Here is a 24,426-nt window from a genome sequence, read left to right as displayed (position 1 = left end):
CATGCCGTTGCCGACACATCACCATCAGATTAGACGCCCCTTCGAAAACTCCGGGGTAACAAGGGATCGCAATGACCATCAAGCGCGTACGCAAGGCCGTCTTCCCCGTCGCGGGGCTCGGTACCCGGTTCCTCCCGGCGACCAAGTCGATGCCCAAGGAGATGCTCACCGTCGTCGACAAGCCGCTGATCCAATATGCGGTCGAAGAGGCGCTGGAAGCAGGCATCGAGCAGATCATCTTCGTCACCGGTCGCAACAAGACCGCGCTCGAGGATCATTTCGACATCTCCTACGAGCTCGAGGACACGATGCGCCGGCGCGGCAAGTCGCTCGCCGTGCTCGACGGCATCCGCCAGAAGCCGGGCTCGCCGGTCTATGTCCGCCAGCAGGAGCCGCTCGGCCTTGGTCATGCCGTGTGGTGCGCGCGCGAGATCGTTGGCGACGAGCCGTTCGCGGTGCTGCTGCCCGACGAGCTGATGGCCGGGTCGCCAGGCTTTATGAAGCAGATGGTCGAGGCCTATGACAAGGTCGGCGGCAACGTCATTGGCGCGCTCGAGGTGCCCGACAGCGAAACCGACAAATATGGCATCATCTCGCCCGGCGCGATCGATGGCCGGCTTACCGAGGTCAAGGCGCTGGTCGAGAAGCCCGGCAAGGGCAGTGCGCCGTCCAACCTGATGATCCCGGGCCGCTACATTCTGCAGCCCGAGGTGATGCGCATCCTGGAGAATCAGGAAAAGGGCGCCGGCGGCGAGATCCAGCTGACCGACGCGATGGCGCAGCTGATCGGCCAGCAGCCGTTCCACGGTTTCACCTTCGATGGCCATCGGTTCGATTGCGGCGACAAGGCGGGCTACATCCAGGCCAATCTGGCGCTGGCGCTGCAGCGTGCGGACATCGGGCCTGCGGTGCGCAGCTTCGCGGAACAGCTGCTCGGGTGAGCAGCGTCCTCGTCACCGGGGTTGCCGGGTTCATCGGCTACCACGTCGCCGCACGCCTCACCGCGCGCGGCGACACGGTGATCGGGATCGACAATTTCAACAACTATTACGATCCGCAGCTCAAGCGGGACCGGATCGCCGATCTCGTCGCTCGCGGTGGCGGCCGGGTGACGGTGCTCGACGGCGATTTTGCTGACGATCGCTGGTTGGACGAGATGCTGGCGGACCAGCGTTTCGATCGCATCGTCCACCTCGGCGCGCAGCCCGGGGTCCGCTATTCTATCGAGAATCCGCGCGCCTATGCCCGCGCGAACCTATCCGGACACCTCAACATGCTCGAGGTCGCCCGCGGGCGCGGCTGCACTCATCTCGTCTACGCATCGTCCTCGTCGGTCTATGGCGGTAACGAGACGCTGCCGTTCAGCGTCGACGACCGCGTGGATCATCCCGTCTCGCTCTACGCCGCCGCCAAGAAGGCAGACGAGCTGATGAGCGAAAGCTACGCTCATCTGTATCGGCTGCCGCAGACCGGCCTGCGCTTCTTCACCGTCTACGGACCGTGGGGCCGGCCGGACATGGCGGTGTGGCTATTCACCGACGCGATCCTCGCCGGGCGGCCGATCAAGGTGTTCAACCATGGCCGCATGCAGCGCGATTTTACCTACATCGACGATATCGTAACCGGCGTGGTCGCCGCGCTGGATCGCCCACCGACAGATGACGGCCTAGCCAAGCCTGGTGGCAGCACCAAGCCGCACGCGCTCTACAATATCGGCAATCACCGGTCGGAGGAGCTTGGCCGGTTGATCGACGTGATCGAGGAGGCGTGCGGCCGCCGAGCGGTGCGCGATCACCAGCCGATGCAAGCCGGCGATGTGCCGGCCACCTATGCCGATATTGCTGCCACGCAGCGCGATCTCGGCTTTACGCCGACCACGCCGATCGAAGTGGGGGTGCCGCTGTTCGTCGACTGGTACCGGCAGCGCATCGGGCGCTAAACCGCGGCTGTCAGGACGCTACACCACACGTTCGGCAGCCGGGATCCTTGGGCAGCGTCAGCGTCCGGAAACGCCACGACAGCGCGTCGACGAGCAGCAGCTTGCCAGCGGTGTCTTCCCCGAACGGCACGATCGCGCGGATCGCCTCGAGCGCGGCGAGGCTGCCCATCACCCCCGTCACCGGACCGAGCACGCCGTCGTCGGCACAGGTCGCGCCGGCCTGCGCGGGATCGCTGCCGACAAAGCAGCGGTAGCATGGCTTGTCCGCTTCCCAGCCGCGGAACGTCGCCAGCTGGCCATCGAACTGCCCGACCGCGGCAGAGATTAGCGGCACACGGGCGGCATGAGCGAAGTCGGCGACGACAAGCCGGGTATCGAAATTGTCCGATCCGTCGAGCACGACATCGGCGTCGGCCATCAACGACCCCGCGTTGCTGCCGTCGATCCGGAGGACGAGGGGATCGACCGCGATCAGCGGGTTGAGGCGGCGCACGGCCGCGGCGGCGGCCGCTGCCTTGTGCTCGCCGATCGACGCAACCGAGAAGATGGTCTGGCGCTGGAGGTTGGAGGCTTCCACCCGATCGTCGTCGACTATTAAGAGCCGGCCGATGCCCGCCGCCGCCAGATATTGAATGGCAGGCGAGCCGATCCCGCCCGCGCCGATGATCAGTACCGTCGCTGCCTTCAGGCGACGCTGGCCATCGCCCCCGATCTCCTTGAGGACGATGTGACGGGCGTAGCGGTCGAGCTCCTCGTCGGCGAGGGTCACGGCTTCCAGGAGAAGGTGAGGGTGGTCCGGTACCAGCCCTCGCCCGCGACGGCGACCGGGCTGTTGGTGGCGGCATTGGCGCGGACGGTGCTGGAGATCAGGCCGGCGGCATATTGCTCGACGGCGGGGCAGTCGATTGCGCGCGGCACCACCTTGCGGGCAAGGCCGTCCGGCGCGACCAACACCGCGGCATCGACCGCGAGCGTCGCGCCCGCCGGCGACACGGTCGCTGCGCGGCATCGTCCCGCCGTCACTTCTGCGGCAACGAACCCCGACACCGCTGCACCGTCCGGCGCCTTGGCATAGGCGAGCACCGGCAGCCCGCTCCAGTCCTGGGGCGGCACGGGGGCGGGTGCGGCCAATACGGCCGCCGCCTGGATCGCTATTGCCAACATCGCCATCATCGTCCGGTCGAGCCGAACCCTCCAATTCCCCTGCTGGTCTGATCCAGCGAAGTGACTTCGTCCAGCGCCGCGCGCTGAACCGGGGCGGGTACAAGCTGGGCGATGCGGTCACCACGGGCGATGGCGAACGGCTCGTCGCCGAGGTTGGCGAGGATCACTTTCACCTCGCCACGATAGTCCGAGTCGATCGTGCCGGGCGTATTGAGGCAGGTGACGCCGTGCTTGAGCGCCAGGCCGGATCGTGGCCGCACCTGTACCTCGAACCCGGCGGGAATGGCGATGGCGAAACCGGTGGCGACCGCCGCCCGGGCGCCGGGCGCGAGGTTGAGCGCCTCGGCAGCGACGACGTCCATGCCGGCGGCGCCGTCGGTGGCATAAGCAGGAAGCGGCAGGCCTTCGCCGTGCGGCAAGCGCATCAGCGCGATACGGATCTCAGTCATGCGCTGCCTCTAGCGCATCGGCGATGCGGCTGGCGAGCCGCTCCGCGACCGCCTGCTTGGCGAGGCGCTCCCACGTCTCGACCCCGGCGGCGGTGACGAGGTGGACGGTGTTGGCGTCGCCGCCGAACACGTCGCCCGAGACGTCGTTGGCGACGATCCAGTCGGCGCCCTTGCGCGCGCGCTTGGCGATGGCGTGGTCCACCACCTGCTCGGTCTCGGCGGCGAATCCGACCACCAGCCGCGGCCGCGCGGGGCCCTGCGCGAGCGTGGCGAGAATATCTACATTCTCGGTGAGGGTGAGGAGAGGCGGCGCATCGCCCTTCTTCACCTTGTGCGGCGCGGCCGCGACCCGCCAGTCGGCGACCGCGGCGACCATGACGGCGGCATCGACGGGCAGTGCACCGGCAACGGCATCGGCCATGTCCTGGGCGCTGACGACATCGATGCGGCGGACGCCCGCAGGGGTTGGCAGCGTCACCGGCCCGGCGATCAACGTCACCTCGGCGCCGAGGCGCGTCAATGCCTCGGCGATCGCAAAGCCCTGCCGGCCGGACGAGCGGTTGGCGATGTAGCGGACCGGATCGATCGGCTCATGGGTGGGGCCGGCGGTCACCAGCATGCGCTGCCCCGCCAGCCGCTGGCGTGCCGGCACCGCGTTATGGCCGGCAAGCGCCGCATCGATCGCGTCGGCGACGGCCGGCGGCTCGGGCAGGCGACCGGCGCCGAACTCGCCGCAGGCCATCGGCCCCTCGTCGGGCTCGATCACGGTGATGCCGTCGCGGCGGAGCTGCGCGACGTTGCGGCGCGTCGCCGCATGGTCCCACATCCGTACGTTCATAGCCGGCGCGGCGAGCACGGGCTTGTCGGTGGCGAGCAGCAGCGTCGTGGCAAGATCGTCGGCCAGCCCCGCGGCCATCTTGGCGAGGAGATCGGCGGTGGCGGGGGCTATCACCACCAGATCGGCCTCGCGGCTGAGCTGGATGTGGCCCATCTCGGCCTCGTCCTTAAGATCCCACAGGTCGGTATAGACTTTGTCCTCGCTCAAGGCGGCGAGTGTCATCGGCGTGACGAAATGGCTCGCCCCGGCGGTGAGCACGCAGCGAACCTGATAGCCGCGCTTGCGGAGCAGCCGGACCAGCTCACAGGCCTTATAGGCGGCGATGCCGCCACCGATGATCAGCAGGATGCGCTTCATGGCCTTATCCCTCATCGCGTGACCCTGGTCACCGTGATCCGCCGAGTGTCCTGCGCGGCGGCGACGAGATCGCGCAATCCGTCAGGCACGAAGGCGAGTCCGACGAGCAGCGGCGGGGCGACCAGCAGGCCCCAGTAGAAGGTGTCGGATCGCCCGAAGATCGCCAGCACTGCGGCATAGCTGCACAGCACAGCCAACTCCCGCAGCGCCAGCGGGCTCGGCCATGATGCCCAGCCGAACAGCGCAAGGCCGACGAGCGGCGCGGCCAGCCACAGCGGTGCGAGCGCCAGCACTGTCGACAGAGCCATGGTCCGCACGAAGAAACCGAAGCCGAGGTGATCTGCCCAACCAGGCGAGGTGAGATCGAGCGGTCGCACGACCTGGGCGACGGCATGGGCGTGGAGCGCGAGCACCACGCCGACGATCCCCATCGCCGCCACCCATGCGGCCGCTTCGCCTCGACGTCCCTCGGCGAGCGCCAGCGCCGCCATCAGCAGCAGATAGAGCCCGGCCGTCTCGCGGATCAGCACCGCCGCGAATCCGAAGGCGACCGACGGCAGCCAGGCCTCGGGCCGCCGCACGCCGAGTGACAGCGCGATCAGCAAGCCGGCCCAGATTTCATGGAACGGCGACAGATCGGCCTGGAGAAAGACCAGCAGCCCACCGGCGAGCAGGGTCATGGCGACGATGATCGGCAGCCGCCGGGTGAAAGTCGTCGACAGCCGCCGATACCAGGCAACGAACACCGCCAGCACCAGGCCGTAGAGCAGCATCGTCACCAGCCAGTGCGGCAGCGTCGCCTGGACCATCGCCAGCGTCGGCAGGCGGAAGGTGATGAACGGCTTCAGCGGATAATTACCGGCGCGCTGCGCCTCGGCGGCGACCTGATAATAAGAGCCGCCGTGGCGAATGCCCTCGACGATCCCTTGGTAGAGCATCGTGTCGGTCTGCCCATCCGGCTGTGCCGCCGTTTCGGCGCGCGGCGGCGGCGTGACACAGGCAAGCAGGGTGGCGAGCAGCAGCAGGGCCAGCAGCGCCAGGACCACCCGCGCGACCCGCGGCGACACCGCGGCGAAACGCGAGGGGGTTGCGAGCCAGAACGGGGCAAGCGGCCGGCGGTTCATCCGGCGACCTCTAATGCGCCAGCAACAAGGTGCTGCCGACGCCTAGCGCGGCGGCGAGCAGGGCGACGGCGGCATAGCGCCAGCCGCCACCGATCCGCACCACCTCGATCTCGCGCAGCGGCAGCGACGGCGGTTCGCCCCCCGGTACCGGATAATGCGCCTCGATGCGGCGAACGAGATCGGGCAACCGCGCCAGCGTGCGTAAATCCGTGATCAGCCGGTCCGCCACCGCCGCTTCGGGACCGAGCTCGGTGCGGATCCATTCGCGCACGAACGGCGCCGCAGTGTCCCACAGGTTGATGTTGGGATCGAGCCCGGTGGCGACGCCCTCCACCATCACCATCGTCTTCTGGAGCAGCAGCAGGTGGGGCTGGGTGACCATGTCGAAGTCGCGGGTGATCGAGAACAGACCGTCGAGCATCATCCCGATCGACATGTCCTTGACCGGCAGGCCACGCATCGGCTCGCCCACGGCGCGCAGGGCGGTGGCGAACTCGGCGACATTGTGATGGCTCGGCACATAGCCGGCCTCGAAATGGATCTCGGCAACGCGCTTATAATTACCGGTGATCAGCCCGTAGAGGATCTCGGCCAGCCACACCCGGGCGCGGCGGTCGATCCGGCCCATGATGCCGAAATCGATCGCAGCGATCTTGTTGCCCGGCAGCGCGAACAGATTGCCCTGGTGCATGTCGGCATGGAAGAATCCTTCCGCGATGGCCTGGCGCAGGAAGGCGTGGACGAGCGTGCTGGCGAGCTTGGGCAGGTCATAGCCCGCCGCGCGCAGCGCCGCGCGATCGGACAGCTTGATCCCGTCGATCCACTCGATCGTCAGCACCTTGGCGGTCGAGCGCTGCCAGTCGATCGCCGGCACCTCGAAATCGGGCTCTGCGGTCATCGATTCGGCAAGCTCGGACGCCGAGGCGGCCTCGCGACGGAAGTTGAGCTCGCGCAGCGTCCAGCGGCGGAAATTCTCCACCGTCAGCCGCGGGCGCAGGCGCCGCGCCTCGATGCTCATCCCCTCGAGCTGGGCCGCGGCCCATTGATAGGTATCGATCGCGCGGGCGAAGTCCTCCTCCACGCCGGGCCGCAGCACCTTCACCGCGACCTGGCGGCCATCGGTCGTGATCGCGCGATGGACCTGTGCAATCGACGCGGCGCCGACGGGCACTTCCTCGATCCGCTGGAACAGCTCGTCGGGATCGCGGCCGAAGCTTGCCGCCATCGCTGCGCGGATCGTCTCGAATGGTACCGGCGGCAGTTGGTCCTGCAGCCGCAGCAAATCATGCGCGGCATGTTCGCCGACCAGATCGGGGCGGGTGGCCAGCGTCTGGCCGAGCTTGATCGCCGCCGGCCCGATCGCCTGGAAGGCATCGGCGTAACGTGGCTGCGCCGGCACCCGCGCGCCAAACCGGGCGATGCGGGCGAGCCGGCGAACCGGTGCCGGGGTGTTAGGATCGCGCTCGATCCCGCGCAGCGCGCCGTGGCGCGCGAGGATCCGGCCCCATTTGAGCAGGCGCCAGCTATGGACGAGGGGCGATGTCACTGGCGGGTCAAATCTTCCAGCCGCTGTGGATCGCGACCAGCCCGCCGAGCAGCGGCTCCACCTTGGTCCGGATGAAGCCAGCCTCCTTTATCATGCCCTGAAAGGTCGGCATGTCGGGGAAGCGGCGGATCGATTCGATCAAATAGCGATAGCTGTCGGCGTCCTGCGCCAGCAGCTGGCCGAGCTGCGGCACCAGCTTGTGCGAATAGCTATCGTACACTTCCTTGAAGCCGGGCCACACCGTGGTCGAAAATTCGAGGCAGAAGAAGCGGCCGCCGCGGCGCAGCACGCGATGGGCTTCGCGCAGCGCCTGCGGGATGTCGGTGACGTTGCGGATGCCAAAGGCGATCGTATAGGCGTCGAAGAACTTGTCCGGGAAGGTCAGCACCTCGGCATTGGCCTCGGTCCACACCAATCCGTCGATGCCGCGCTTGGCGGCACGATCCATGCCCACCTCGAGCATGGCCGGGTTGATGTCGGCGACCGTCACCGAGGCGCCCGAGCGTGCGAGGCGGAAGGCGATGTCGCCGGTGCCGCCGGCCATGTCGAGGATCTGCTCGTCCTCGCGCGGCTGGACGCGGCGAACAAAGCGATCCTTCCACAGGCGGTGCATGCCCCCCGACATGGCGTCGTTCATCAGATCGTATTTGGCGGCGACATTGGTGAAGACGCCGCCGACGCGGGCGGTCTTCTGGTCGGCGGGAATGTCTTCGTAGCCGAAGGAGACAGTGTCAGTCATGGCAGCGGCTGTAGCCAGTGCTTGTGGCAGGGGCAAACGCAACCTAGCTGAAAGCCGTGCCCGAGCTCCCCGAAGTTGAAACCACCGTGCGCGGGCTCATCCCCGTGCTTGCCGGCCAGCGCCTCACCCGCGTCGAGCCGCGCCGTGCCGATCTGCGCAAGGCGATCCCCGTCGACCTGCGCCAGCGGCTCACCGGCGCGCGCGTCACTGCGCTGGGCCGTCGCGCCAAATACGGCCTGATCGACACCGATCGCGGCGACACACTGGTCTTCCACCTCGGCATGTCGGGACGGTGGCGGGTGGACCCGGCCGAATCGATTCCGCACGATCATCTCGAAATGGAAACCGAGCAGGGCCGCACGCTCGCGCTCAACGACCCTCGCCGGTTCGGCTTCCTCGATCTGTGGCCGACCGAGACGATCGATGCTTATCCGCCATTCGTGGCGATGGGCCCCGAGCCGCTCGGCCCCGCGTTCACCGGCGCCTATCTGCACGAGGCGCTTGCCGGCCGGACCGCGCCGGTCAAGGCGATGCTGCTCGACCAGCGGATAGTCGCCGGCCTCGGCAACATCTACGTATGCGAGGCGCTCCACGTCGCCCGCATCGCGCCGACCCGGGCGGCCGGGCAGATCGCCCGCGCACGGCTCGATCGGCTCGCGGTGGCGGTGCGCGAGGTGCTGCTTGCGGCGATCGAGGCGGGGGGCTCCACGTTGCGCGATTATGCCCGGCCCGATGGCGAGCTTGGCTATTTTTCCAAGCAGTTCCTGGTCTATGGCCGCGAGGGCGAACCCTGCCATTGCGGCGGCACCGTCCAGCGCCGCACCGAGAACGGCCGTTCCACCTTCTGGTGCCCACGCTGCCAGCGCCAGTGACATGCCAGATGGGGTCAAGTCGGTTGACCGCCCGGTCGGCAATCGCTAAGGGCAGCGCCTTCGAGAGGGCGTAGGGTCTATCCGGCGCCACTTTTTCACCGTTTCAGAGATTTCGAGGACGTAAGAATGGCGAACACGCCGCAAGCCAAAAAGCGCATCCGTCGTAACCAGGCCCGCGCCGAAGTGAATGGCGCGCGTGTCGGCCGTATCCGCACCTTCATCAAGAAGGTCGAGTCGGCGCTCGCTTCGGGCGACAAGTCGGCGGCGTCGGTGGCGCTGCAGCAGGCGCAGCCTGAGCTGGCGCGTGGCGTGGCCAAGGGCGTGCTCCACAAGAACACCGCGAGCCGCAAGTTCGCCCGCCTGACCAAGCGTCTGTCGCTGATGGCGTGAGACCCACAGGTCTCGGCCGGGACTAATCGTTCAGGCTCAAAAGTTTAGCCCGTCGGGATCGTTCCCGGCGGGTTTTTTGATGCGTTCGACGCCCGCATCTGGAACGAAAAGAGAAACCTAGGACTTACCGCGATTCGAGTAGGTAGCCGAGCGTTAACGGTGCATAAAAACGCGCCAAAACAGTAGCTTATCAAAAATCCGACGCATTTGCTGGGCTGGCGGAGTGTCAATCCGGTTTATTTCAGTAATGCGACCCGGGCAGGCCTTGATCGACTCGTCCAACCCTTCATAACTGATCCTCACCGCGGCGGTATTCACCACCGCGTTACTGAACAGCGTGAGCATGCCGATCGGCCGACTGGCCGTGAGGGGGAACTCTTACTGTCTGGAATTTAGCTACTTGCGCGTCCTGCGCGCGAGATCGAGGGGTTGCGTGCGTTGGGTTACGGGCAGGGTGCAACGATGACGGGAAGCGAGGCGCATCGCGCCTGGGCCCGTGTCCGCGCCAATCTGCGCGAATCTGCCGGGGCGCGCTTGTTCGATCAGTGGCTGAAGCCGATGGAACTGATCGACGGCGAAGAGCCCGATTCGATCCGGCTCGGCCTGCCGTCCGCGTTCATGACCAACTGGGTCCGTAGCCATTATGCGGATCGCCTGCTGCTCGAGTTCAAGGCGTTGATGCCGCGGGTGCGTAGCGTCGCGATCGAAACCCGCGCATCACGCCCCGCGCCGGTCACGCTGGTCGCCGAGGTGCAGGCGCCCGTCGCCGCAACACCCGCACCGCCGCCGCCGAGCCGTTTTCATGTAGCGCCGCCGGCCGCTGCCGCAGCTCCCACGCCAGCCCCCACGGCCCCGGCGGCTCAGATGCCGGCGCCGGCCGAGACCCCGGCGCCTGGCCGCTTCCACGTGTCGGCGGCGATCGCGGCGTTGAAGCCGGTCGCCGCCGCGGCGGTCGTGCGCGCGCCGGCCGAGCGCCCGCCGCTCGACGCGCGCTTCACCTTCGAGCGCTTCGTCGTCGACGCCACCAATCGGGTGGCGTTCAACGCCGCCAAGGTGTTGGCCGAGCCGGGCGCGCCGCGCTTCAGCCCGCTGTTCCTCCACAGCGGCACCGGCCAGGGCAAGACCCACCTGATGCACGCGATCGGCCATGCGTTCCTCGCGGCGCATCCCGATGCGACGGTGCTGTGCATGTCGGCCGAGCGCTTCATGTTCGACTTTGTCGCGGCGATGCGCGCACGCGACACCTTCGCGTTCAAGCAGCGGCTGCGCGGCGCCGACCTGCTGCTGATCGACGACCTGCAGTTCATCGCCGGCAAGGACGCCACCCAGGAAGAGTTCTTCCACACCGTCAACGAGATCATGAGCGCGGGCAAGCGGCTGGTGATCTCGGCCGATCGCTGCCCCCAGGCGCTCGAGGGCGTCGAAGCGCGGATCATCAGCCGGATGTCGGTGGGGCTGGTCGCGGACATCAAGTCGCCCGACCTCACGCTGCGGCGTTCCATACTGGAACGCAAGCTTGCCGACCTTCCCGATGCCCGCGTGCCCGACGAGGTGCTCGACCTGCTCGCCGCCCGCATCCACGCCAACATCCGCGAGCTCGAGGGTGCGCTCAACCGCGTCATCGCTTATGCCCATCTCACCGGCGACACCATCGATCTCGATTTTGCGGTCGCGACGCTCGGCGAGCTGCTGCGCGGCGCCCAGCGCCGGGTGACGATCGACGAGATCCAGAAGCTGGTCAGCCAGCATTTCGAGCTCAAGCCGCTCGACCTCGTCTCGGCGCGCCGCAGCCGCGCCGTCGCCCGCCCGCGCCAGATCGCCATGTATCTGGCCAAGCGGCTGACGACGCGTTCGCTGCCCGAGATCGGTCGCAAGTTCGGCGGCCGGGACCATTCCACGGTGATCCACGCGGTGCGCAAGATCGAGGAATTGCGCGATCAGGACCGCGACATCGACGCCGCGGTGCGCACGCTGATGCGCGAACTGGAAGCCTAGCGCTTCCGCCATCGACTGCGCGGCGCTCGACCAGCCGCAAGTACGTCATCCCAGCGGAAGCTAGGATCTCATGCAGGCTTTTGCAGGAATGGAGCCGCGACAGACCGCGGCTTCCACCGGGTCGACGGTGTTGGTTACAGTTGCAATCCCACCGCCGCCTGCGCCGCCGCCACCGTCGGCGCCGCCATGTCGCGCGCCTTGTGCGCGCCGCGGGCGAGGGTCGCGGCGACTTCGGCGCGATCGGCGAGCAGGCTGGTCAGCCGCTCGCGGATCGGGCTCAGGGTCGCCACGGCGAGATCCGCCAGCGCTGGCTTGAACGCGCCGAAGCCCTGGCCGGCATAGTCGCCGAGCACCTCGGCCGGGGTACGATCCGCAAGCGCAGCGAAGATCGTCACCAGATTCTTCGCCTCGGGGCGGCCGTCCAGCTCCTCCAGCGTCGCCGGCAGCGGCTCGGGATCGGTCTTCGCTTTGCGCAGCTTCTGGGCGATGGCGTCGTCGCTGTCGATCAGGCTGATCCGCGACGCCTCGGACGGATCGGACTTGGACATCTTGGCGCTGCCGTCGCGCAGGCTCATGATCCGCGGCGCGGCCTTGCTGATCAGTGGCTCGGGCAGGGTGAACAGCTCGACGCCGTAATCGCTGTTGAACTTGGTCGCGATGTCACGCGCCAGCTCGAGATGCTGTTTCTGGTCGTCGCCCACCGGCACGTGAGTCGCCTGATAGGCGAGGATGTCGGCGGCTTGGAGCACCGGGTAGACGAACAGGCCGACGCTCTGGCCCTCGCGATTCTTGCCGGCCTTGTCCTTCCACTGCGTCATGCGGTTGAGCCAGCCGACCCGGGCGGTGCCGTTGAGGATCCAGGCAAGCTCGCTGTGCGCCGGCACCCGCGCCTGGTTGAACAGGATCGAGCGATCGGGGTCGATCCCGCAGGCGAGCAGCGTCGCCGCCATCTCGATGGTGTTGGCCGAGAGATCCGCCGGCACCACCGGCTGGGTCAGCGCGTGGAGATCGGCGAGGAAGAACAGGCAATCGTCGTCCGGGCCCATCGCGTCCTGCATCGCCACCCACTGCCGGATCGCCCCCAGATAATTGCCGAGATGGAGATTGCCGGTGGGCTGGATGCCGGAAACGACGCGCATGGCAGGGCCTTACTTTGAACGAACGAGCTGACGGATGTCGCGCGGGCGCAAGGCGCCGGTCGCGAAGACGGCCGCGGCATAGACCAGCCCGCCGGTGCCGACCAGCACCACCATCGCCATCCAGCGCGCGAGGCTGGGGCCGGTGACATAGGGCTGGAACAGATCGTTGAGGAAGAACATCACCACGCCCATGATCACCGCGGCGACCAGCAGCCGCGGCGCTCGCCGGCGCAGCTGCGCATCGGGGGTGAACTGGCCGCGGCGGTTGAGCGTACGATAGAGCAGGGTGACGTTGACCGTGCTCGCAATCGCGGTGGCGAGCGGCGGGCCCATGTGGCCGAGCGGCAGGATGAAGGCGAGATTGAGCACCAGATTGACCGCCATCGAGATGGTCGCATAGCGCACCGGCGTCTTGGTGTCGGAGCGGGCATAATAGCCCGGGGTGAGCACCTTGACGAGGATGTAGCTCGGGAGGCCGATCGAGAAGGCGGCGAGTGCCTGCGTGGTTGCGACCGCATCATCGGCGCGGAAATGACCATGCTGGAACAACGCCGCGATGATCGGCCGGCCGCAGATCACCAGCGCGGCGGTGGCCGGCAGGGTGAGGAACAGCGCCAGTTCCATCGCGCGGTTCTGCGTGGTCATCGCCTGCGCTTCCTCGCCGCGCCCGAGCAGGCGCGAGATCGTCGGCAGCAGCACGGTGCCAAGGCCGATACCGATCAGCCCGAGCGGCAGCTGGTTGAGTCGATCGGCAAGGTAGATGTAGGTCACCGAGCCATGCGGCAGGAAATGCGCCGCCAGCGCGCTGGAGACGACCAGGTTGATCTGCACCGCACCGGCGCCGGCTGCGGCAGGCCAGATCAGCGCCATCAGCCGCTTGACGTCCGGGTTGATCTGCGGTCGCTTGATCCGCAGCCGCACGCCGCTCTGCCGGCACGCCCACCACAACCAGCCGAGCTGCAGCGCCCCGGCGACGGTCACCGCGATCGCCTGGTTGCGCGCGGTGCCGATCGGGCTGGTGTGCAAGAAGATCAGCGCAGCGATCTGCGTGACGTTGAGCAGGATCGGCGCCGCGGCGTTGATCCAGAACTTGTGCAGCGAGTTGAGGATCCCGCCGAGCAGCGACACCACGCTGATCAGCATCAGATAGGGAAAGGTCCAGCGCGACAGCTCGACCGCATAGCTGAACTGATCGGGCGTGGCATCGTGGAAGCCGCCCGAGATCAGATAGGTCGCCGGCCAGGCGGCCACCTCGACGATCACCGTCAGCGCGATCAGGATCGGCAGCAGGACGGACAAGGCGTCCTCGGCAAAGGCGATGCCGTTGGGCAGCCCACCGCCGTCGGGGTCGGCCACCTTGCGATTGAACATCGGGATGAACGCGGCGGAAAAGGCGCCCTCGGCGAACAGCGCGCGGAACATGTTGGGGAGGCGAAACGCGATCTGGAACGCGTCCGACGCGAAGCTTGCCCCCATATAGCGGGCGAACAGCGAATCGCGCACCAGGCCGAGCACGCGGCTGGCCAGGGTCAGCCCGCCGACCGACCCCAGCGACTTGGTCAGGTTCATCGCTGTCCGCCCCCCGGGATCAGCTTAGGCCTGACCGAAGCCTTCGGGGATCGCCTGACCCTGCGCCTCGGCCTGCTGCAGGTAGAGCTGGCTGAAATCGATCGGCTCGAGCAGCAGCGGCGGGAAGCCGCCGTCGCGCACGGTGTCGGCGAGCACGCGGCGCGCGAACGGGAACAGCAGGCGCGGCGCCTCGCCGAGCAGGAACGGCTGGACATGCTCGGCGGGCACGTTGCGCAGGCCGAACAGGCCCGCATAGGTCAGGTCGACGATGAACGCGGTCTGGCCCTCGGCCTCGGCCTTGACGTCGATCTTGAGCACCACCTCATGGACCTCATCGCCGACCTGCGCGGTGCCGATGTTGAACTGCACGTCGATCGCCGGCTGGCTCGGGTTCTGGAAGATCGCGGGCGCGTTCGGATTTTCGAACGACAGGTCCTTCACATATTGCGAGATCAGCCCTGCGGCCGGCGCGGTGTCGGCACCGTTGGCAAGCGGCTGGCTGTCGAACGTACTGGCCATGTTAATCGTCCTTGGATCATGGAAAGGAGGAGCATCGAAACCGCCGGTCGGGCGTTGGGATGCGTTAAGCCCGCGCCTAGCAGCGCTCACGGGGTGATTCAACGGCCGCTCGCGGGCGATGCTTTGAATTGCCGACGCATGCGCCTATGTGGGTGCGAAGATCGGAGGCACGGTGTTTTACGTAGTTCTACTCGCGATGGTCGCAGGCTTTCTGGCGCTGAGGCTGTACAGCGTGCTCGGGAAGCGCACCGGCCACGAACAGCAGCCGCTGCCGCGCACGGCCGAGGATCGCCCGGCGTCGCTGGCGGTGCCGCGCACGATCGACGTTACCCCTGAGGTACGTCAACCGGCCAACCGCAACATCGAGCCGCGCGCCGAGGCTGGCCTCCGCGCGATCGTCGCCGGCGAGCAGGGTTTCGACGTGTCGCGTTTCCTGGAGGGCGCGCAGGCGGCCTATCGGATGACGCTCGAAGCGTTCTGGCGCGGCGACGAGGCTGAATTGCGAGAGCTCGCCAATGACGAGGTCGCCGATGCGTTCGGCGAGGCGATTGCGCAGCGCCGCGAAGCCGGCGAGACGCTCGACAACCGACTGGTCTCGATCGAGCGGGCGATGATCGCCGATGCGGCGCTGACCGGCCGCGAGGCGCGGATCACCGTGCGCTTCGACGCCGATATCGCCGCGGTGACGCGCGATGCCGAGGGCCATGTCATCGCTGGGTCGCTGGTCGATGCGGTCGAGACGCATGACGTGTGGACCTTCGCCCGCACGCTGCGCAGCAACGACCCCAATTGGAAGCTCGCCGACACCGACGAGGCGTGAGCCACCGGCTAGGATTGTTGATCGATTGGATCGCGCCCGGGCTTGTTCCCGGCGCGACCGTTGGGCACATCGCCTGCTTGGAGAAGCGGGGCGCTTGCCCCGGCGTCCGTTCCGGGGTGACCAGATGATTAGTAGACGCGTAACCGTCAGCATTGCGCTCGCCACGGCGCTGAGCGCCTGCAGCGGTGCCATCGTGCCGCCGTCGGCTGGCGTAGCGCCGCCGCCGTCCCGTCCCAGCCACACCGCCGGCCGGCCGCCGTCGCGGCCAAGCAGCAGCGTCGCCGCCCAGCCGATCGCGAGCGGTCGGGCGTTCGACGGACGGATCGATTCCGCCATCCCGTTGCTGGCGACCCCGGTGGTGCCGACCCCCGGCGCGACCACCGCCACCAGCACCGGCGTCGTCCCGGGGCCGTCGCTCGCCGCGCTGCCGCTGACCGAGCCTCAAGCGGAAGCAGCGCGACAGGCGTTCCTGTCGAGCTGCCCGGGCCTGATGCGCCGCACCGATGCCTCCGGTCTTACCCGCGGCACCGACTGGCAAAGTGCCTGCGCGGCAGCCCAGTTGGTGCCGCGGGGCGGCGCCCGCGACTTCTTTGTGGCCAATTTCGAGGCGGTGCAGGTGGGCGACGGCAGCGCCTTCGCCACCGGCTATTACGAACCCGAAATCGCCGCGTCGCGCGAGCGGCGGCCCGGCTATGAGGTGCCGATCTATGGCCGTCCCGACGATCTGATCGACGTCGACCTCGGCCAGTTCTCGCCCGATCTCAAGGGCAAGAAGATCCGCGGCAAGGTGCAGGGCAGCAACTTCGTGCCCTATGACGAGCGTGCCCAGATCGTCGCCGGGTCGCTCGGCAACAAGGCGCCGGTGCTCGCCTGGGGCGCTGACGAGGCGGCGGTGTTCTTTCTCCAGATCCAGGGCTCGGGGCGGCTGCGGCTGCCCGATGGCTCGTTCATGCGGGTCGGCTATGCCACCCAGAACGGCCGCGCCTACACCGGCATCGGCGCGCTGATGAAGAGCCGCGGGTTGCTCCAGCCGGGGCAGACCTCGATGCAGGGGATCGTCGCCTGGCTGCGCGCCCATCCGCAGGAGGGCGAGGCGATCATGAACGAGAACAAGAGCTTCGTGTTCTTCCGCACGCTGGACACGCCGCCGCAGGGCGCGATGGGCTATGTCGTCAACGGCGGCGTGAGCGCGGCCGCCGACGTCAAATACGTCCCGCTCGGTGCGCCGGTGTTCCTGTCGATGGACCGGCAGGATGCAAGCGGTCTGTGGGTGGCGCAGGACACCGGCGGCGCGATCAAGGGCGCCAATCGCTTCGACACCTATTGGGGTGCCGGCCCTGCCGCTGAGGCGACCGCAGGCGGCATGGCCGCGCACGGCACCGCGTTCCTGCTGCTCCCGATCGGCACGCTGGCACGGGTGGGGGCAAGTGCGCCAACTCAGCCCTGACGAGGCGCAGCTGTGGGCGCGGGTGATGGCGACGGTGACGCCGATTCGCACGCCGCGGCCGGTCGCGCCCGCGGCGGTGCCCAAGGCACCAGCGCCGGTAGCGACGGCAAAAGTTGTCCCGCGCGCGATCGCTCCGGCCAAGCCGCCCCGGCAGGTCGCGGTGACGCCGCGTCCCGCGCCGATTGGGGCGGGCAATCTCGACGGCAGCTGGGACAAGAAGATCGTCCGCGGCATCGTCCAGCCCGATAGCTCGATCGATCTCCACGGCCATACGCTCTCCTCGGCGCACGCCTTGCTCGATCAGGGCCTGGATCACGCGATCCGCCGTGGCGATCGCGTGCTGCTGCTCGTCACCGGCAAGCCACCGCGCGCCGAAAGCGAGCGGCCCCATGCGCGCGGCGCCATCCGCTCGGCGGTGACCGACTGGCTGGGTGCCTCGCGTCACGCGGATTCAATCGCTGCCGTGCGCGGAGCCCATCCGCGCCACGGCGGGCAAGGCGCGCTGTACATCGTCCTGCGGCGGGGCCGGAGCTAGCGCTCGCCAGGCGGCGGGCCTGATCGCTCGCCACACCCTGCTGAACGACGGTGCGTCGCCGGATCCGCCCTGCGTTAGCCCGTGAACCGCGCGATCAGATCCGCATAGATCGCGGTCAGCGTGTGGAGATCATCCACCGCCACCGCCTCGTCGACCTGGTGCATCGTCGCGTTGATCAGCCCGAACTCGATGGTCGGGCACAGGCGTGACAGGAACCGCGCGTCGGACGTCCCGCCGGTGGTCGACAGCGTCGGCACAAGACCGGTGTGCGCCTCGATCGCCGCGCCCATCGTCGCCGATAGTGCGCCGGGCTCGGTGAGGAAGGCCTCGCCGGAGATCCTGGCGGTCACCGTCGCGGCGGGCGCATGGCGGTAAACCACCGCCTTGATCCGCTGAACCAGATCGGCCCCGCGCTGTTCGCTGTTGAAGCGGATGTTGAGCCGCGCGCATGCCTTGCCGGGGATGACATTATGAGCAGGGTTGCCGACGGCGAGGTCGGTCACCTCGATGTTCGACGGCTGGAACCAGTCATTGCCGGCATCCAGCACCAGCGCATCGATCTCGGTCAGCGCCGCGATCAGCCGCGTCACCGGGTTGTCGGCGAGCTGAGGGTAAGCGACATGACCCTGCTGGCCCGGCACCTCGATCCAGATGTTGACCGAGCCGCGTCGGCCGATCTTGATCGTGTCGCCCAGCCGCTGCGCCGAGGTCGGCTCGCCGACCACGCACGCGTCGGGCGCGATCCCGCGCGCCGCCATCCGTTCAATCAGTACCGGCGTGCCGTAGGTCGCCGGTCCCTCTTCATCGCCGGTGATGATCAGGCTGAGCGTGGCGCCGCGCGGCGCTCGTCCGGCTGCGGCGACGAAGGCGGCGACCGCACCCTTCATGTCCACCGCGCCGCGGCCGTAGAGCAGCTCGTCGCGGATCTCTCCCGACCAGGGCGAGCCGGTCCAGCCGTCGCCCGCCGGCACCACGTCGACGTGACCGGCGAAGGCAAGATGGGGTCCGGTGCCGGCGCGGATCGCGAGCAGGTTCTCGACCGGGCCGTCGGGTGCGTCGCCGCTGACGAAGCGGTCAACGGCGAACCCGGCTGTGGCCAGCGCCGCCTCCAGCACGTCGAACACCGGCCCGCGCGCTGGCGTCACGCTGTCAGCGCGGATCAGCGCCTGCGCCAGCGCGACCGGATCGATCACGCCGCGGGGCTTTGCGCCGGCTGCTCATATTGCTCGATCACCCATTCCTCTTCCTGGGCGCCGGCGATCCAGTCCTGCATCCAGGGGTGACCGAACATCGCGTCCATATAGGCGGTGGCGAAGCGCGCGATCGGCAGCTGATAGGTGACGATCCGCGTCAGCACCGGCGCGAACATGATGTCGGCCGCGCCGAACTGGCCGAACAGGAACTCGCCGTCGCCGCCGAAGCGCGCGCGGGCCTGCGCCCATAATTCCATGATCCGGGCGAGATCGGCGAGCACGTCGTCGTCGGGGCGCTGGGCGGGAAACACCTGGCGGACGTTCATGGGGCATTTGCGGCGCAGCGCGGTGAAGCTCGAATGCATCTCCGCGGCCATCGATCGCGCCATCGCCCGTGCCGCCTCGTTCGCCGGCCAGAAGCGGTCGCGCCCCACCTTGTCGGCAAGATAATCGACGATCGCGAGGCTGTCCCACACCACCGCCTCGCCATCCCAAAGAATCGGCACCTTGCCCGACGACGGCGCGAACTCGGCGCCCTCGCGGCGGCGGTCCCATTCGCCGTCGTACAGCGGCACGACCACCTCGTCGAACGGAAGGCCCGATTGCTTGCACGCGAGCCAGCCGCGCAGCGACCAGGAGGAATAGGCCTTGTTGCCGATGATGAGCTTCATGCGCCCCGGGTTAGCCGCGGGGGCAGGGCGGGTCTAGTCGGCGACGACGGTAGACCCTCGGCTGATCAGCCCAGCGCTTCGAGCACCGCGGCGCGCAGTTCGGGAATACCCATGCCGCCCTCGCTCGAGGTCACCAGAATGTCCGGATGCGCCGCCGGCCGCTTGCGGGCCTCCACCGCGGTCCGTTCCGTCACCTCGGCAAGCTCGGACGCCTTGATCTTGTCCGCCTTGGTCAGCACGATCCGGTAGCTCACCGCCGCCTTGTCGAGCATCTCGAGGATTTCGCGGTCGACATCCTTGATGCCGTGGCGTGAATCGATCAGCACCAGCGCGCGCTTGAGCGCCTGGCGGCCGCGCAGGAAATCGTTGACCAGGAAGCGCCACTTCTTGACCACCGCTGGCGGCGCCTTGGCGAAGCCATAGCCTGGCATATCGACCAGCCTAAGCAGCAGTGGCTCGCCGACCTCGAAGAAGTTGAGCTCCTGCGTTCGCCCCGGCGTGTTCGAGGTCCGCGCCAGTGCGTTGCGCCCGGTGAGGGCATTGAGCAGCGACGACTTGCCGACATTGGAGCGCCCGGCGAACGCCACCTCGGGCACGGTGGCATCGGGCAGGAACTCGAGGCTGGGCGCCGACTTCAGGAAGCCGACCGGGCCTGCAAAGGTCTTGCGTGCGAATTCGATCGCTTCTGGCTCGAAGACATCGGTCACTTGGCAGGCGCGATCTTGAGGCCGGGATGGCGCGCGTAGAGCACCCGCTGCTGGAGGATCGCCAGGCAGTTGGAGGCGATCCAGTAGATCTGCAGGCCGACCGGATAGGAGGCCATCACGAACATCAGCACCCAGGGCATGAACGCGAAGATCTGCTTCTGGGTATCGTCCATCGGCGCCGGGTTGAGCCGGAACTGGAAGAACATCGAGATGCCGAGGAAGATCGGCACCACGCCGATCGCGATCATGTGCGGCGGAGTGAAGGCAAGGAAGCCGAACAGGTTCACAGGGGTCAGCGGATCGGGTGCCGACAGATCCTTGATCCAGCCGAAGAACGGCTGGTGGCGCATCTCAATCGTCACCATCAGCACCTTGTACAGCGCGTAGAAGATCGGGATCTGGATCACGGTGGGCAGGCAGCCGGCGACGGGATTGACCTTCTCGGTCTTGTAGAGGCCCATCACCTCCTGCTGCATCTTGACCTTGTCGTCCTTGTAGCGTTCCTGCAGCGCCTTCATCTTGGGCTGGATCGCGCGCATCTTCGCCATCGAGGCGAACTGGCGCTGGGCGACCGGGAACATCAGCCCGCGGATCGTCAGCGTCAGCAGGATGATGGCGACGCCAAAGTTGCCGATCATCCGGAACAGCCAGTCGAGATAGGTGAAGATCGGCTTCTCGATGAACCAGAACCAGCCCCAGTCGATCGAATTGTCGAGCTGCGGCACGCCCGCGGCGGTCTCGTAATGCTGGAGGAGCTTCACCTCCTTGGCACCGGCGAAGAAGCGGCTGGTCTGCGTCAGCGCCTGACCGGCGGCCAGGATCTTGGGCGCGAAGGTGTAATCGGCCTGATAGTTGAGGTTGCCGCCCGAGCGGAACTGGCCGTCGAACTGCGAGCTCTGGTCGGGAATCAGCGAAGTCAGCCAATATTTGTCGGTGAAGCCGATCCAGCCGCCGGTGGTGGTGAAGCGCTCGCCGCCGGCGTCGACGTCCTTGAACTTGACGCCGTAATCGGCGTGGCCGCCGTGAACCGAGATCGGGCCGGTGTGGATCTGCCAGGTGCCCGGATCCTTGGAGACGCCGGCGCGGTTGACATAGCCATAGGGCGCGACCTGCACCGGGCCACGGCCGGCGTTGAGCACGGTCTGCTTGATGGTGAACATGTAGCCGTCGTCCACCGACAGCTCGATGCGGAAGCGCTGGCCGGTGGCGTTGGCGGCGTCGAGGTTCACCGGCTTGCCAGGGGCGAGCACGGTCGACGAGGCGGTCCACACTGCGTCGGCTGCCGGCGGGTTCAGCCCCTCGTTGCGCCAGCCGAAGCCGGCGAAATAGGCCTCGGGCGCGCCGGCCGGCGACAGCAGGCGGATCGGCGCGGAGTTCTTGGCAATGGTCTCCTTGTAGTTGACCAGCACCAGATCATCGATCCGCGCACCCTTGAGGTTGATCGAGCCCTTGAGCGTCGGCGTGTCGATCCGCACCCGCGGCGCCGCGGCCAGCACTGCCTGGCGGCTCTGGATCGCGGCGGGCGTATTGGCAGTCGGCTGGGCGCCCTGCGGCGTCACCACCGTCGAGCGACCCTTCTCGATCTTGGTCACCGGCGGGTTCGCCACCGGGAAGAACTTGCCCTGGATCAGCGGCCAGCCGAACAGGATCACCGCCGCGAACAGCGCGAACAGGACGAAATTCTGACGATCGTTCTTCAAGTCGATGCCCCAATGGTCAGGGAACAGGATCGGGTCCGTACCCGCCCCAAGGATGGCAGCGTGCAATCCGCTTCACCGCCAGCCAGCCCCCTTTGGCGGCGCCATAGCGGCGAAGCGCAGTGATTGCATAGGCCGAACAGGATGGCTGATAGCGGCAGGAGGGCGGCAGCACCGCCGATGGACCAAGCTGCCACCCGCGGGCAACCAGGATCAGCAGCCGGGCGGCGATGCTCACCGCACCACTTTCTTGAGCGCCTTGGCGAGCTCGGTCCGCAGCAGCGCAAAGTCGCGCTCGATACCGCCGTTGCGGCCGATCAGCACATGATCCGCGCCGACGACCCCGGCGCTCGGCAACAGCTCACGCGACAAGGCCCGCAGCCGGCGTTTCATCCGGTTACGGACCACGGCATTGCCGATCTTCTTGGTGACGGTGAAGCCCACACGCATCGCGGGGTCACCATCTTGGCGATCGCGCACCAGCAGGACAAAGCCCGGCATCGGTGCGCGTCGCCCCGCATTCGCCGCGAGAAAATCGCGACGAAGCGAGAGAGTCTTTACGCCGACAGCTTCTTGCGGCCGCGGGCCCGACGGGCACGGATCACCAAACGGCCGCCCACCGTCGCCATCCGCGCGCGGAAGCCATGACGGCGCGCCCGCACCAGGTTGCTCGGCTGAAAGGTCCGCTTCATGGTTCATTCCTTGGAATCGTCAGAATAGAAAAGGGCCGCCAACGGGGACGGCCTGATGGGGCTGCGCTTACAAAGGCGGCGTGGCAAAGTCAACGCGAGCGCAGCATCTTGTCGCGCGCCATCTTGTCACGGGCGTGACGACGCAGCGCGGAGGGGCGGCGCATGGTGCGGTCGATCAGCTGGCCGGTTTTGGGCCAGCGCCGCTTGGCGCGCGCGAACCGCACCTGCGCCCAGCGCGAGTTGCGCAGGATCAGCACCAGCCCGCCGGCGAAGAGGAAAATGCCGCCGGGCCCGGGCAACGGGCCGAGGATCGCGGCGCCGATCATCAGCAACCCACCGAGGACGAGCTGGGCGTAGCGGCTGGCGGGGTGGCGATCCTTCATGCCGCAGCATCTAGGCGCCGTGTGTTAGCGGCGCAAGGCACGTAGGCGCCCCCGGTATCGCGGCCCGACAATGCCGCTATGCTCGCCGCACAATCCGGGGGGATGATGATGACGGCGATCGTGCAGACCGTGGCGTATCTGGGGCTGGAGGCGCGCGGCGTCGAGGTGCAGGTCCAGCTGATCCCGGGGCTGCCCGCCTTCCACGTCGTCGGGCTCGCCGACAAGGCGGTTGGCGAAAGCCGCGAGCGGGTGCGCGGCGCGATCGCCGCCATGGGCCTGGCGCTGCCGCCCAAGCGGATCGTCGTCAATCTGTCGCCGGCCGATCTGCCCAAGGAGGGCTCGCATTTCGACCTGCCGATCGCGCTGGCGCTGCTCGGTGCGATGGGCGTCGCCGATGTCGAGGCGCTGGCGGATTATGTGGTGGTCGGCGAGCTTGGCCTCGACGCGCGCATCGCCGCTTCGCCGGGCGTGCTGCTCGCCGCCTTGTTCGCCTCGGGCGAGGGCAAGGGGTTGATCTGCCCCGGCCCGCAAGGGGCGGAGGCCGCCTGGGCAGGCTCGATCGAGGTGCTCGCCGCGCCCGATCTGCTGGCGCTGATCAACCACTTCAAGGGCCATGGCCTGCTCAGCCCGCCGGTGGCCGGCGAGGCCGAGCCGGTCGGTCTCGGCCCTGATCTCCGCCAGGTGAAGGGCCAGGAAACCGCCAAGCGCGCGCTGGAGATCGCCGCCGCCGGCGGCCACAATCTGCTGATGGTCGGGCCGCCGGGGTCGGGCAAATCGCTGATGGCAGCCTGCATGCCGGGCATCCTGCCGCCGCTCGACGCCGCCGAGGCGCTCGAGGTGTCGATGGTCCAGTCGGTGGCGGGGACGCTGGCGGGAGGGCGGCTGACGCGAACCCGCCCGTTCCGCGCGCCGCACCACTCCGCCTCGATGGCGGCGCTCACCGGCGGCGGCCTCAAGGTCAAGCCGGGCGAGGTGAGCCTCGCGCATCTGGGCGTGCTGTTCCTCGACGAGCTGCCCGAGTTCCAGCGCGCGGTGCTCGATTCGCTGCGCCAGCCGCTCGAGACGGGAGTGGTCAGCGTCGCGCGGGCCAACGCCCATGTCACCTTCCCGGCACGGGTGCAGCTGGTGGCGGCAATGAACCCGTGCCGTTGCGGCCATCTCGGCGACGCCAGCCTCGCCTGCGCGCGGGCACCGCGCTGCGCCGCCGATTATCAGGCGCGGGTCTCGGGCCCGCTGCTGGACCGGATCGATCTGTCGGTGGAGGTCGCCGCGGTCAGTGCCGCCGATCTGGTGCTCCCGCCCGCCGCCGAAGGATCGGCGGAGGTCGCTGCCCGGGTGGCAGAGGCGCGTGGTATCCAGCGCGCACGGTATCGCACCGACGGCATCCGCACCAATGCCGAAGCGGATGGTGATCTGCTGGAACGGGCCGCGGCGCTGGACGAGCGTGCCCGCACCCTGCTCGCGCAGGCGGCGGAGTCGATGCGGCTGTCGGCGCGCGGCTTCCACCGCGTGCTCCGCGTCTCGCGCACCATCGCCGACCTGGCGGGAGCAGATGTGGTGGGGCGGATCCACGTCGCCGAAGCCTTGAGCTACCGCCGCCGCGCGCCGACCAACTGAGCCGATGCGAGCCAGCTTGCGATG

27 protein-coding genes and 1 pseudogene are annotated in these 24,426 nt (G+C 68.1%); 9 read left to right on the top strand and 19 right to left on the bottom strand.

Going from position 1 to position 24,426, the window contains the following annotated elements; translation table 11 throughout:
* Positions 1–71: 71 nt before the first annotated feature.
* Positions 72–941, top strand: a complete 870-nt coding sequence (galU, locus tag AC07M8_RS12555) for a UTP--glucose-1-phosphate uridylyltransferase GalU (protein WP_267393475.1) — start codon at positions 72–74, stop codon at positions 939–941.
* A complete protein-coding gene (locus AC07M8_RS12550) occupies positions 938–1,939 on the top strand; it encodes an NAD-dependent epimerase/dehydratase family protein (protein ID WP_495174648.1) in 1,002 nt (333 codons plus the stop codon). Before galU ends, AC07M8_RS12550 begins: the two co-directional genes overlap by 4 nt.
* A gap of 10 nt (positions 1,940–1,949) precedes the next feature.
* On the opposite strand, the gene AC07M8_RS12545 is transcribed toward AC07M8_RS12550, so the two are convergent.
* From AC07M8_RS12545 to AC07M8_RS12515, 7 genes are read right to left on the bottom strand one after another with little or no spacing between them, the layout of a single operon-like run.
* Positions 1,950–2,708 carry a HesA/MoeB/ThiF family protein gene (locus AC07M8_RS12545; protein ID WP_495174647.1) on the bottom strand — a complete coding sequence of 253 codons (759 nt, stop codon included), beginning with the start codon at positions 2,706–2,708 and terminating at the stop codon, positions 1,950–1,952.
* Complete coding sequence (locus AC07M8_RS12540; protein ID WP_495174646.1) at positions 2,705–3,112, bottom strand: hypothetical protein; 408 nt, start codon at positions 3,110–3,112, stop codon at positions 2,705–2,707. Before AC07M8_RS12540 ends, AC07M8_RS12545 begins: the two co-directional genes overlap by 4 nt.
* Entirely contained in the window at positions 3,109–3,552 is a 444-nt protein-coding gene (dut, locus tag AC07M8_RS12535; RefSeq protein WP_495174645.1) for a dUTP diphosphatase, read from the bottom strand. Before dut ends, AC07M8_RS12540 begins: the two co-directional genes overlap by 4 nt.
* A complete protein-coding gene (gene coaBC, locus AC07M8_RS12530) occupies positions 3,545–4,747 on the bottom strand; it encodes a bifunctional phosphopantothenoylcysteine decarboxylase/phosphopantothenate--cysteine ligase CoaBC (protein WP_495174644.1) in 1,203 nt (400 codons plus the stop codon). The genes dut and coaBC overlap by 8 nt, the downstream gene beginning before the upstream one ends.
* Positions 4,748–4,758: 11 nt before the next feature.
* Complete coding sequence (locus AC07M8_RS12525; RefSeq protein WP_495174643.1) at positions 4,759–5,871, bottom strand: hypothetical protein; 1,113 nt, start codon at positions 5,869–5,871, stop codon at positions 4,759–4,761.
* Between the two features lie 10 nt (positions 5,872–5,881).
* Complete coding sequence (gene ubiB, locus AC07M8_RS12520) at positions 5,882–7,417, bottom strand: 2-polyprenylphenol 6-hydroxylase (protein WP_495174642.1); 1,536 nt, start codon at positions 7,415–7,417, stop codon at positions 5,882–5,884.
* 7 nt (positions 7,418–7,424) lie between these two features.
* Positions 7,425–8,156: a class I SAM-dependent methyltransferase gene (locus AC07M8_RS12515; protein WP_495174641.1), complete on the bottom strand. Its 732-nt coding sequence runs from the start codon at positions 8,154–8,156 to the stop codon at positions 7,425–7,427.
* 56 nt (positions 8,157–8,212) lie between these two features.
* On the opposite strand from AC07M8_RS12515, the gene mutM reads away from it, so the two are divergent.
* Both mutM and rpsT read left to right on the top strand, forming a co-directional pair.
* Positions 8,213–9,028, top strand: coding sequence for a bifunctional DNA-formamidopyrimidine glycosylase/DNA-(apurinic or apyrimidinic site) lyase (mutM, locus tag AC07M8_RS12510; protein ID WP_495174640.1), 816 nt, complete (start codon positions 8,213–8,215; stop codon positions 9,026–9,028).
* Between the two features lie 126 nt (positions 9,029–9,154).
* Positions 9,155–9,418, top strand: coding sequence for a 30S ribosomal protein S20 (gene rpsT / locus AC07M8_RS12505; RefSeq protein WP_495174639.1), 264 nt, complete (start codon positions 9,155–9,157; stop codon positions 9,416–9,418).
* 153 nt (positions 9,419–9,571) lie between these two features.
* On the opposite strand, the gene AC07M8_RS12500 is transcribed toward rpsT, so the two are convergent.
* Positions 9,572–9,763 (bottom strand): hypothetical protein, encoded by a 192-nt coding sequence (locus AC07M8_RS12500; protein ID WP_495174638.1) that lies wholly within the window; start codon positions 9,761–9,763, stop codon positions 9,572–9,574.
* Between the two features lie 117 nt (positions 9,764–9,880).
* Here AC07M8_RS12500 and dnaA point away from each other — a divergent pair, with 117 nt between their 5' ends.
* Positions 9,881–11,413 carry a chromosomal replication initiator protein DnaA gene (gene dnaA / locus AC07M8_RS12495; RefSeq protein ID WP_495174637.1) on the top strand — a complete coding sequence of 511 codons (1,533 nt, stop codon included), beginning with the start codon at positions 9,881–9,883 and terminating at the stop codon, positions 11,411–11,413.
* 134 nt (positions 11,414–11,547) lie between these two features.
* On the opposite strand, the gene trpS is transcribed toward dnaA, so the two are convergent.
* The 3 genes from trpS to secB are packed head-to-tail and all read right to left on the bottom strand — an operon-like array spanning position 11,548 to position 14,640.
* Positions 11,548–12,552, bottom strand: a complete 1,005-nt coding sequence (trpS, locus tag AC07M8_RS12490; RefSeq protein WP_495174636.1) for a tryptophan--tRNA ligase — start codon at positions 12,550–12,552, stop codon at positions 11,548–11,550.
* A gap of 9 nt (positions 12,553–12,561) precedes the next feature.
* Positions 12,562–14,121, bottom strand: coding sequence for a murein biosynthesis integral membrane protein MurJ (gene murJ, locus AC07M8_RS12485; protein ID WP_495174635.1), 1,560 nt, complete (start codon positions 14,119–14,121; stop codon positions 12,562–12,564).
* Positions 14,122–14,145: 24 nt separating this feature from the next.
* Positions 14,146–14,640, bottom strand: a complete 495-nt coding sequence (gene secB / locus AC07M8_RS12480) for a protein-export chaperone SecB (RefSeq protein ID WP_495174634.1) — start codon at positions 14,638–14,640, stop codon at positions 14,146–14,148.
* A gap of 172 nt (positions 14,641–14,812) precedes the next feature.
* Between secB and AC07M8_RS12475 the strand changes: the two genes are divergently transcribed.
* The 3 genes from AC07M8_RS12475 (at position 14,813) to AC07M8_RS12465 (ending at position 17,442) form a co-directional block, all read left to right on the top strand.
* Positions 14,813–15,460: a Tim44/TimA family putative adaptor protein gene (locus tag AC07M8_RS12475; RefSeq protein WP_495174633.1), complete on the top strand. Its 648-nt coding sequence runs from the start codon at positions 14,813–14,815 to the stop codon at positions 15,458–15,460.
* Positions 15,461–15,584: 124 nt separating this feature from the next.
* Positions 15,585–16,907, top strand: coding sequence for a murein transglycosylase A (gene mltA / locus AC07M8_RS12470; RefSeq protein ID WP_495174632.1), 1,323 nt, complete (start codon positions 15,585–15,587; stop codon positions 16,905–16,907).
* Between the two features lie 25 nt (positions 16,908–16,932).
* Positions 16,933–17,442 carry a Smr/MutS family protein gene (locus AC07M8_RS12465; RefSeq protein ID WP_495174713.1) on the top strand — a complete coding sequence of 170 codons (510 nt, stop codon included), beginning with the start codon at positions 16,933–16,935 and terminating at the stop codon, positions 17,440–17,442.
* A gap of 74 nt (positions 17,443–17,516) precedes the next feature.
* On the opposite strand, the gene dapE is transcribed toward AC07M8_RS12465, so the two are convergent.
* From dapE to AC07M8_RS12425, 8 genes and pseudogenes are all read right to left on the bottom strand, one after another.
* Positions 17,517–18,635: a succinyl-diaminopimelate desuccinylase gene (gene dapE, locus AC07M8_RS12460; RefSeq protein ID WP_495174631.1), complete on the bottom strand. Its 1,119-nt coding sequence runs from the start codon at positions 18,633–18,635 to the stop codon at positions 17,517–17,519.
* Positions 18,632–19,306 (bottom strand): glutathione S-transferase family protein, encoded by a 675-nt coding sequence (locus AC07M8_RS12455; RefSeq protein ID WP_495174630.1) that lies wholly within the window; start codon positions 19,304–19,306, stop codon positions 18,632–18,634. The genes dapE and AC07M8_RS12455 overlap by 4 nt, the downstream gene beginning before the upstream one ends.
* A 65-nt stretch (positions 19,307–19,371) precedes the next feature.
* Positions 19,372–20,013: a ribosome biogenesis GTP-binding protein YihA/YsxC gene (gene yihA, locus AC07M8_RS12450; RefSeq protein WP_495174629.1), complete on the bottom strand. Its 642-nt coding sequence runs from the start codon at positions 20,011–20,013 to the stop codon at positions 19,372–19,374.
* A complete protein-coding gene (yidC, locus tag AC07M8_RS12445) occupies positions 20,010–21,713 on the bottom strand; it encodes a membrane protein insertase YidC (RefSeq protein ID WP_495174628.1) in 1,704 nt (567 codons plus the stop codon). The genes yihA and yidC overlap by 4 nt, the downstream gene beginning before the upstream one ends.
* A 16-nt stretch (positions 21,714–21,729) precedes the next feature.
* The gene (yidD, locus tag AC07M8_RS12440) at positions 21,730–21,942 is read right to left on the bottom strand and encodes a membrane protein insertion efficiency factor YidD (protein ID WP_267393612.1); all 213 of its coding nucleotides are present in this window, start codon (positions 21,940–21,942) and stop codon (positions 21,730–21,732) included.
* 2 nt (positions 21,943–21,944) lie between these two features.
* A pseudogene (rnpA, locus tag AC07M8_RS12435) lies at positions 21,945–22,250 on the bottom strand (ribonuclease P protein component); the annotation flags it as partial.
* Positions 22,251–22,267: 17 nt separating this feature from the next.
* On the bottom strand, positions 22,268–22,402 hold the full coding sequence (rpmH, locus tag AC07M8_RS12430) for a 50S ribosomal protein L34 (RefSeq protein ID WP_085809552.1): 135 nt from the start codon (positions 22,400–22,402) through the stop codon (positions 22,268–22,270).
* An 89-nt stretch (positions 22,403–22,491) separates the two neighbouring features.
* Positions 22,492–22,785: a hypothetical protein gene (locus AC07M8_RS12425; RefSeq protein WP_495174627.1), complete on the bottom strand. Its 294-nt coding sequence runs from the start codon at positions 22,783–22,785 to the stop codon at positions 22,492–22,494.
* 108 nt (positions 22,786–22,893) lie between these two features.
* On the opposite strand from AC07M8_RS12425, the gene AC07M8_RS12420 reads away from it, so the two are divergent.
* Entirely contained in the window at positions 22,894–24,402 is a 1,509-nt protein-coding gene (locus tag AC07M8_RS12420) for a YifB family Mg chelatase-like AAA ATPase (protein ID WP_495174712.1), read from the top strand.
* Positions 24,403–24,426 lie beyond the last annotated feature (24 nt).

This window comes from Sphingomonas sp. GW821-FHT09E03, assembly GCF_059416225.1.
The sequence above is the reverse complement of the archived record's forward strand: the minus strand, read 5'-3'. Positions and strand labels throughout refer to the sequence as shown.

What these genes read in the sequence shown, in the direction of transcription:
- galU (WP_267393475.1), top strand. Translation starts at nt 72, where the DNA reads ATGACCATCAAGCGCGTACGCAAGGCCGTCTTCCCCGTCGCGGGGCTC.
- AC07M8_RS12540 (WP_495174646.1), bottom strand. Translation starts at nt 3,112, where the DNA reads ATGATGGCGATGTTGGCAATAGCGATCCAGGCGGCGGCCGTATTGGCC.
- dut (WP_495174645.1), bottom strand. Translation starts at nt 3,552, where the DNA reads ATGACTGAGATCCGTATCGCGCTGATGCGCTTGCCGCACGGCGAAGGC.
- coaBC (WP_495174644.1), bottom strand. Translation starts at nt 4,747, where the DNA reads ATGAAGCGCATCCTGCTGATCATCGGTGGCGGCATCGCCGCCTATAAG.
- AC07M8_RS12525 (WP_495174643.1), bottom strand. Translation starts at nt 5,871, where the DNA reads ATGAACCGCCGGCCGCTTGCCCCGTTCTGGCTCGCAACCCCCTCGCGT.
- AC07M8_RS12515 (WP_495174641.1), bottom strand. Translation starts at nt 8,156, where the DNA reads ATGACTGACACTGTCTCCTTCGGCTACGAAGACATTCCCGCCGACCAG.
- rpsT (WP_495174639.1), top strand. Translation starts at nt 9,155, where the DNA reads ATGGCGAACACGCCGCAAGCCAAAAAGCGCATCCGTCGTAACCAGGCC.
- AC07M8_RS12500 (WP_495174638.1), bottom strand. Translation starts at nt 9,763, where the DNA reads ATGCTCACGCTGTTCAGTAACGCGGTGGTGAATACCGCCGCGGTGAGG.
- dnaA (WP_495174637.1), top strand. Translation starts at nt 9,881, where the DNA reads ATGACGGGAAGCGAGGCGCATCGCGCCTGGGCCCGTGTCCGCGCCAAT.
- trpS (WP_495174636.1), bottom strand. Translation starts at nt 12,552, where the DNA reads ATGCGCGTCGTTTCCGGCATCCAGCCCACCGGCAATCTCCATCTCGGC.
- murJ (WP_495174635.1), bottom strand. Translation starts at nt 14,121, where the DNA reads ATGAACCTGACCAAGTCGCTGGGGTCGGTCGGCGGGCTGACCCTGGCC.
- secB (WP_495174634.1), bottom strand. Translation starts at nt 14,640, where the DNA reads ATGGCCAGTACGTTCGACAGCCAGCCGCTTGCCAACGGTGCCGACACC.
- mltA (WP_495174632.1), top strand. Translation starts at nt 15,585, where the DNA reads ATGATTAGTAGACGCGTAACCGTCAGCATTGCGCTCGCCACGGCGCTG.
- AC07M8_RS12465 (WP_495174713.1), top strand. Translation starts at nt 16,933, where the DNA reads ATGGCGACGGTGACGCCGATTCGCACGCCGCGGCCGGTCGCGCCCGCG.
- AC07M8_RS12455 (WP_495174630.1), bottom strand. Translation starts at nt 19,306, where the DNA reads ATGAAGCTCATCATCGGCAACAAGGCCTATTCCTCCTGGTCGCTGCGC.
- rpmH (WP_085809552.1), bottom strand. Translation starts at nt 22,402, where the DNA reads ATGAAGCGGACCTTTCAGCCGAGCAACCTGGTGCGGGCGCGCCGTCAT.
- AC07M8_RS12425 (WP_495174627.1), bottom strand. Translation starts at nt 22,785, where the DNA reads ATGAAGGATCGCCACCCCGCCAGCCGCTACGCCCAGCTCGTCCTCGGT.
- AC07M8_RS12420 (WP_495174712.1), top strand. Translation starts at nt 22,894, where the DNA reads ATGACGGCGATCGTGCAGACCGTGGCGTATCTGGGGCTGGAGGCGCGC.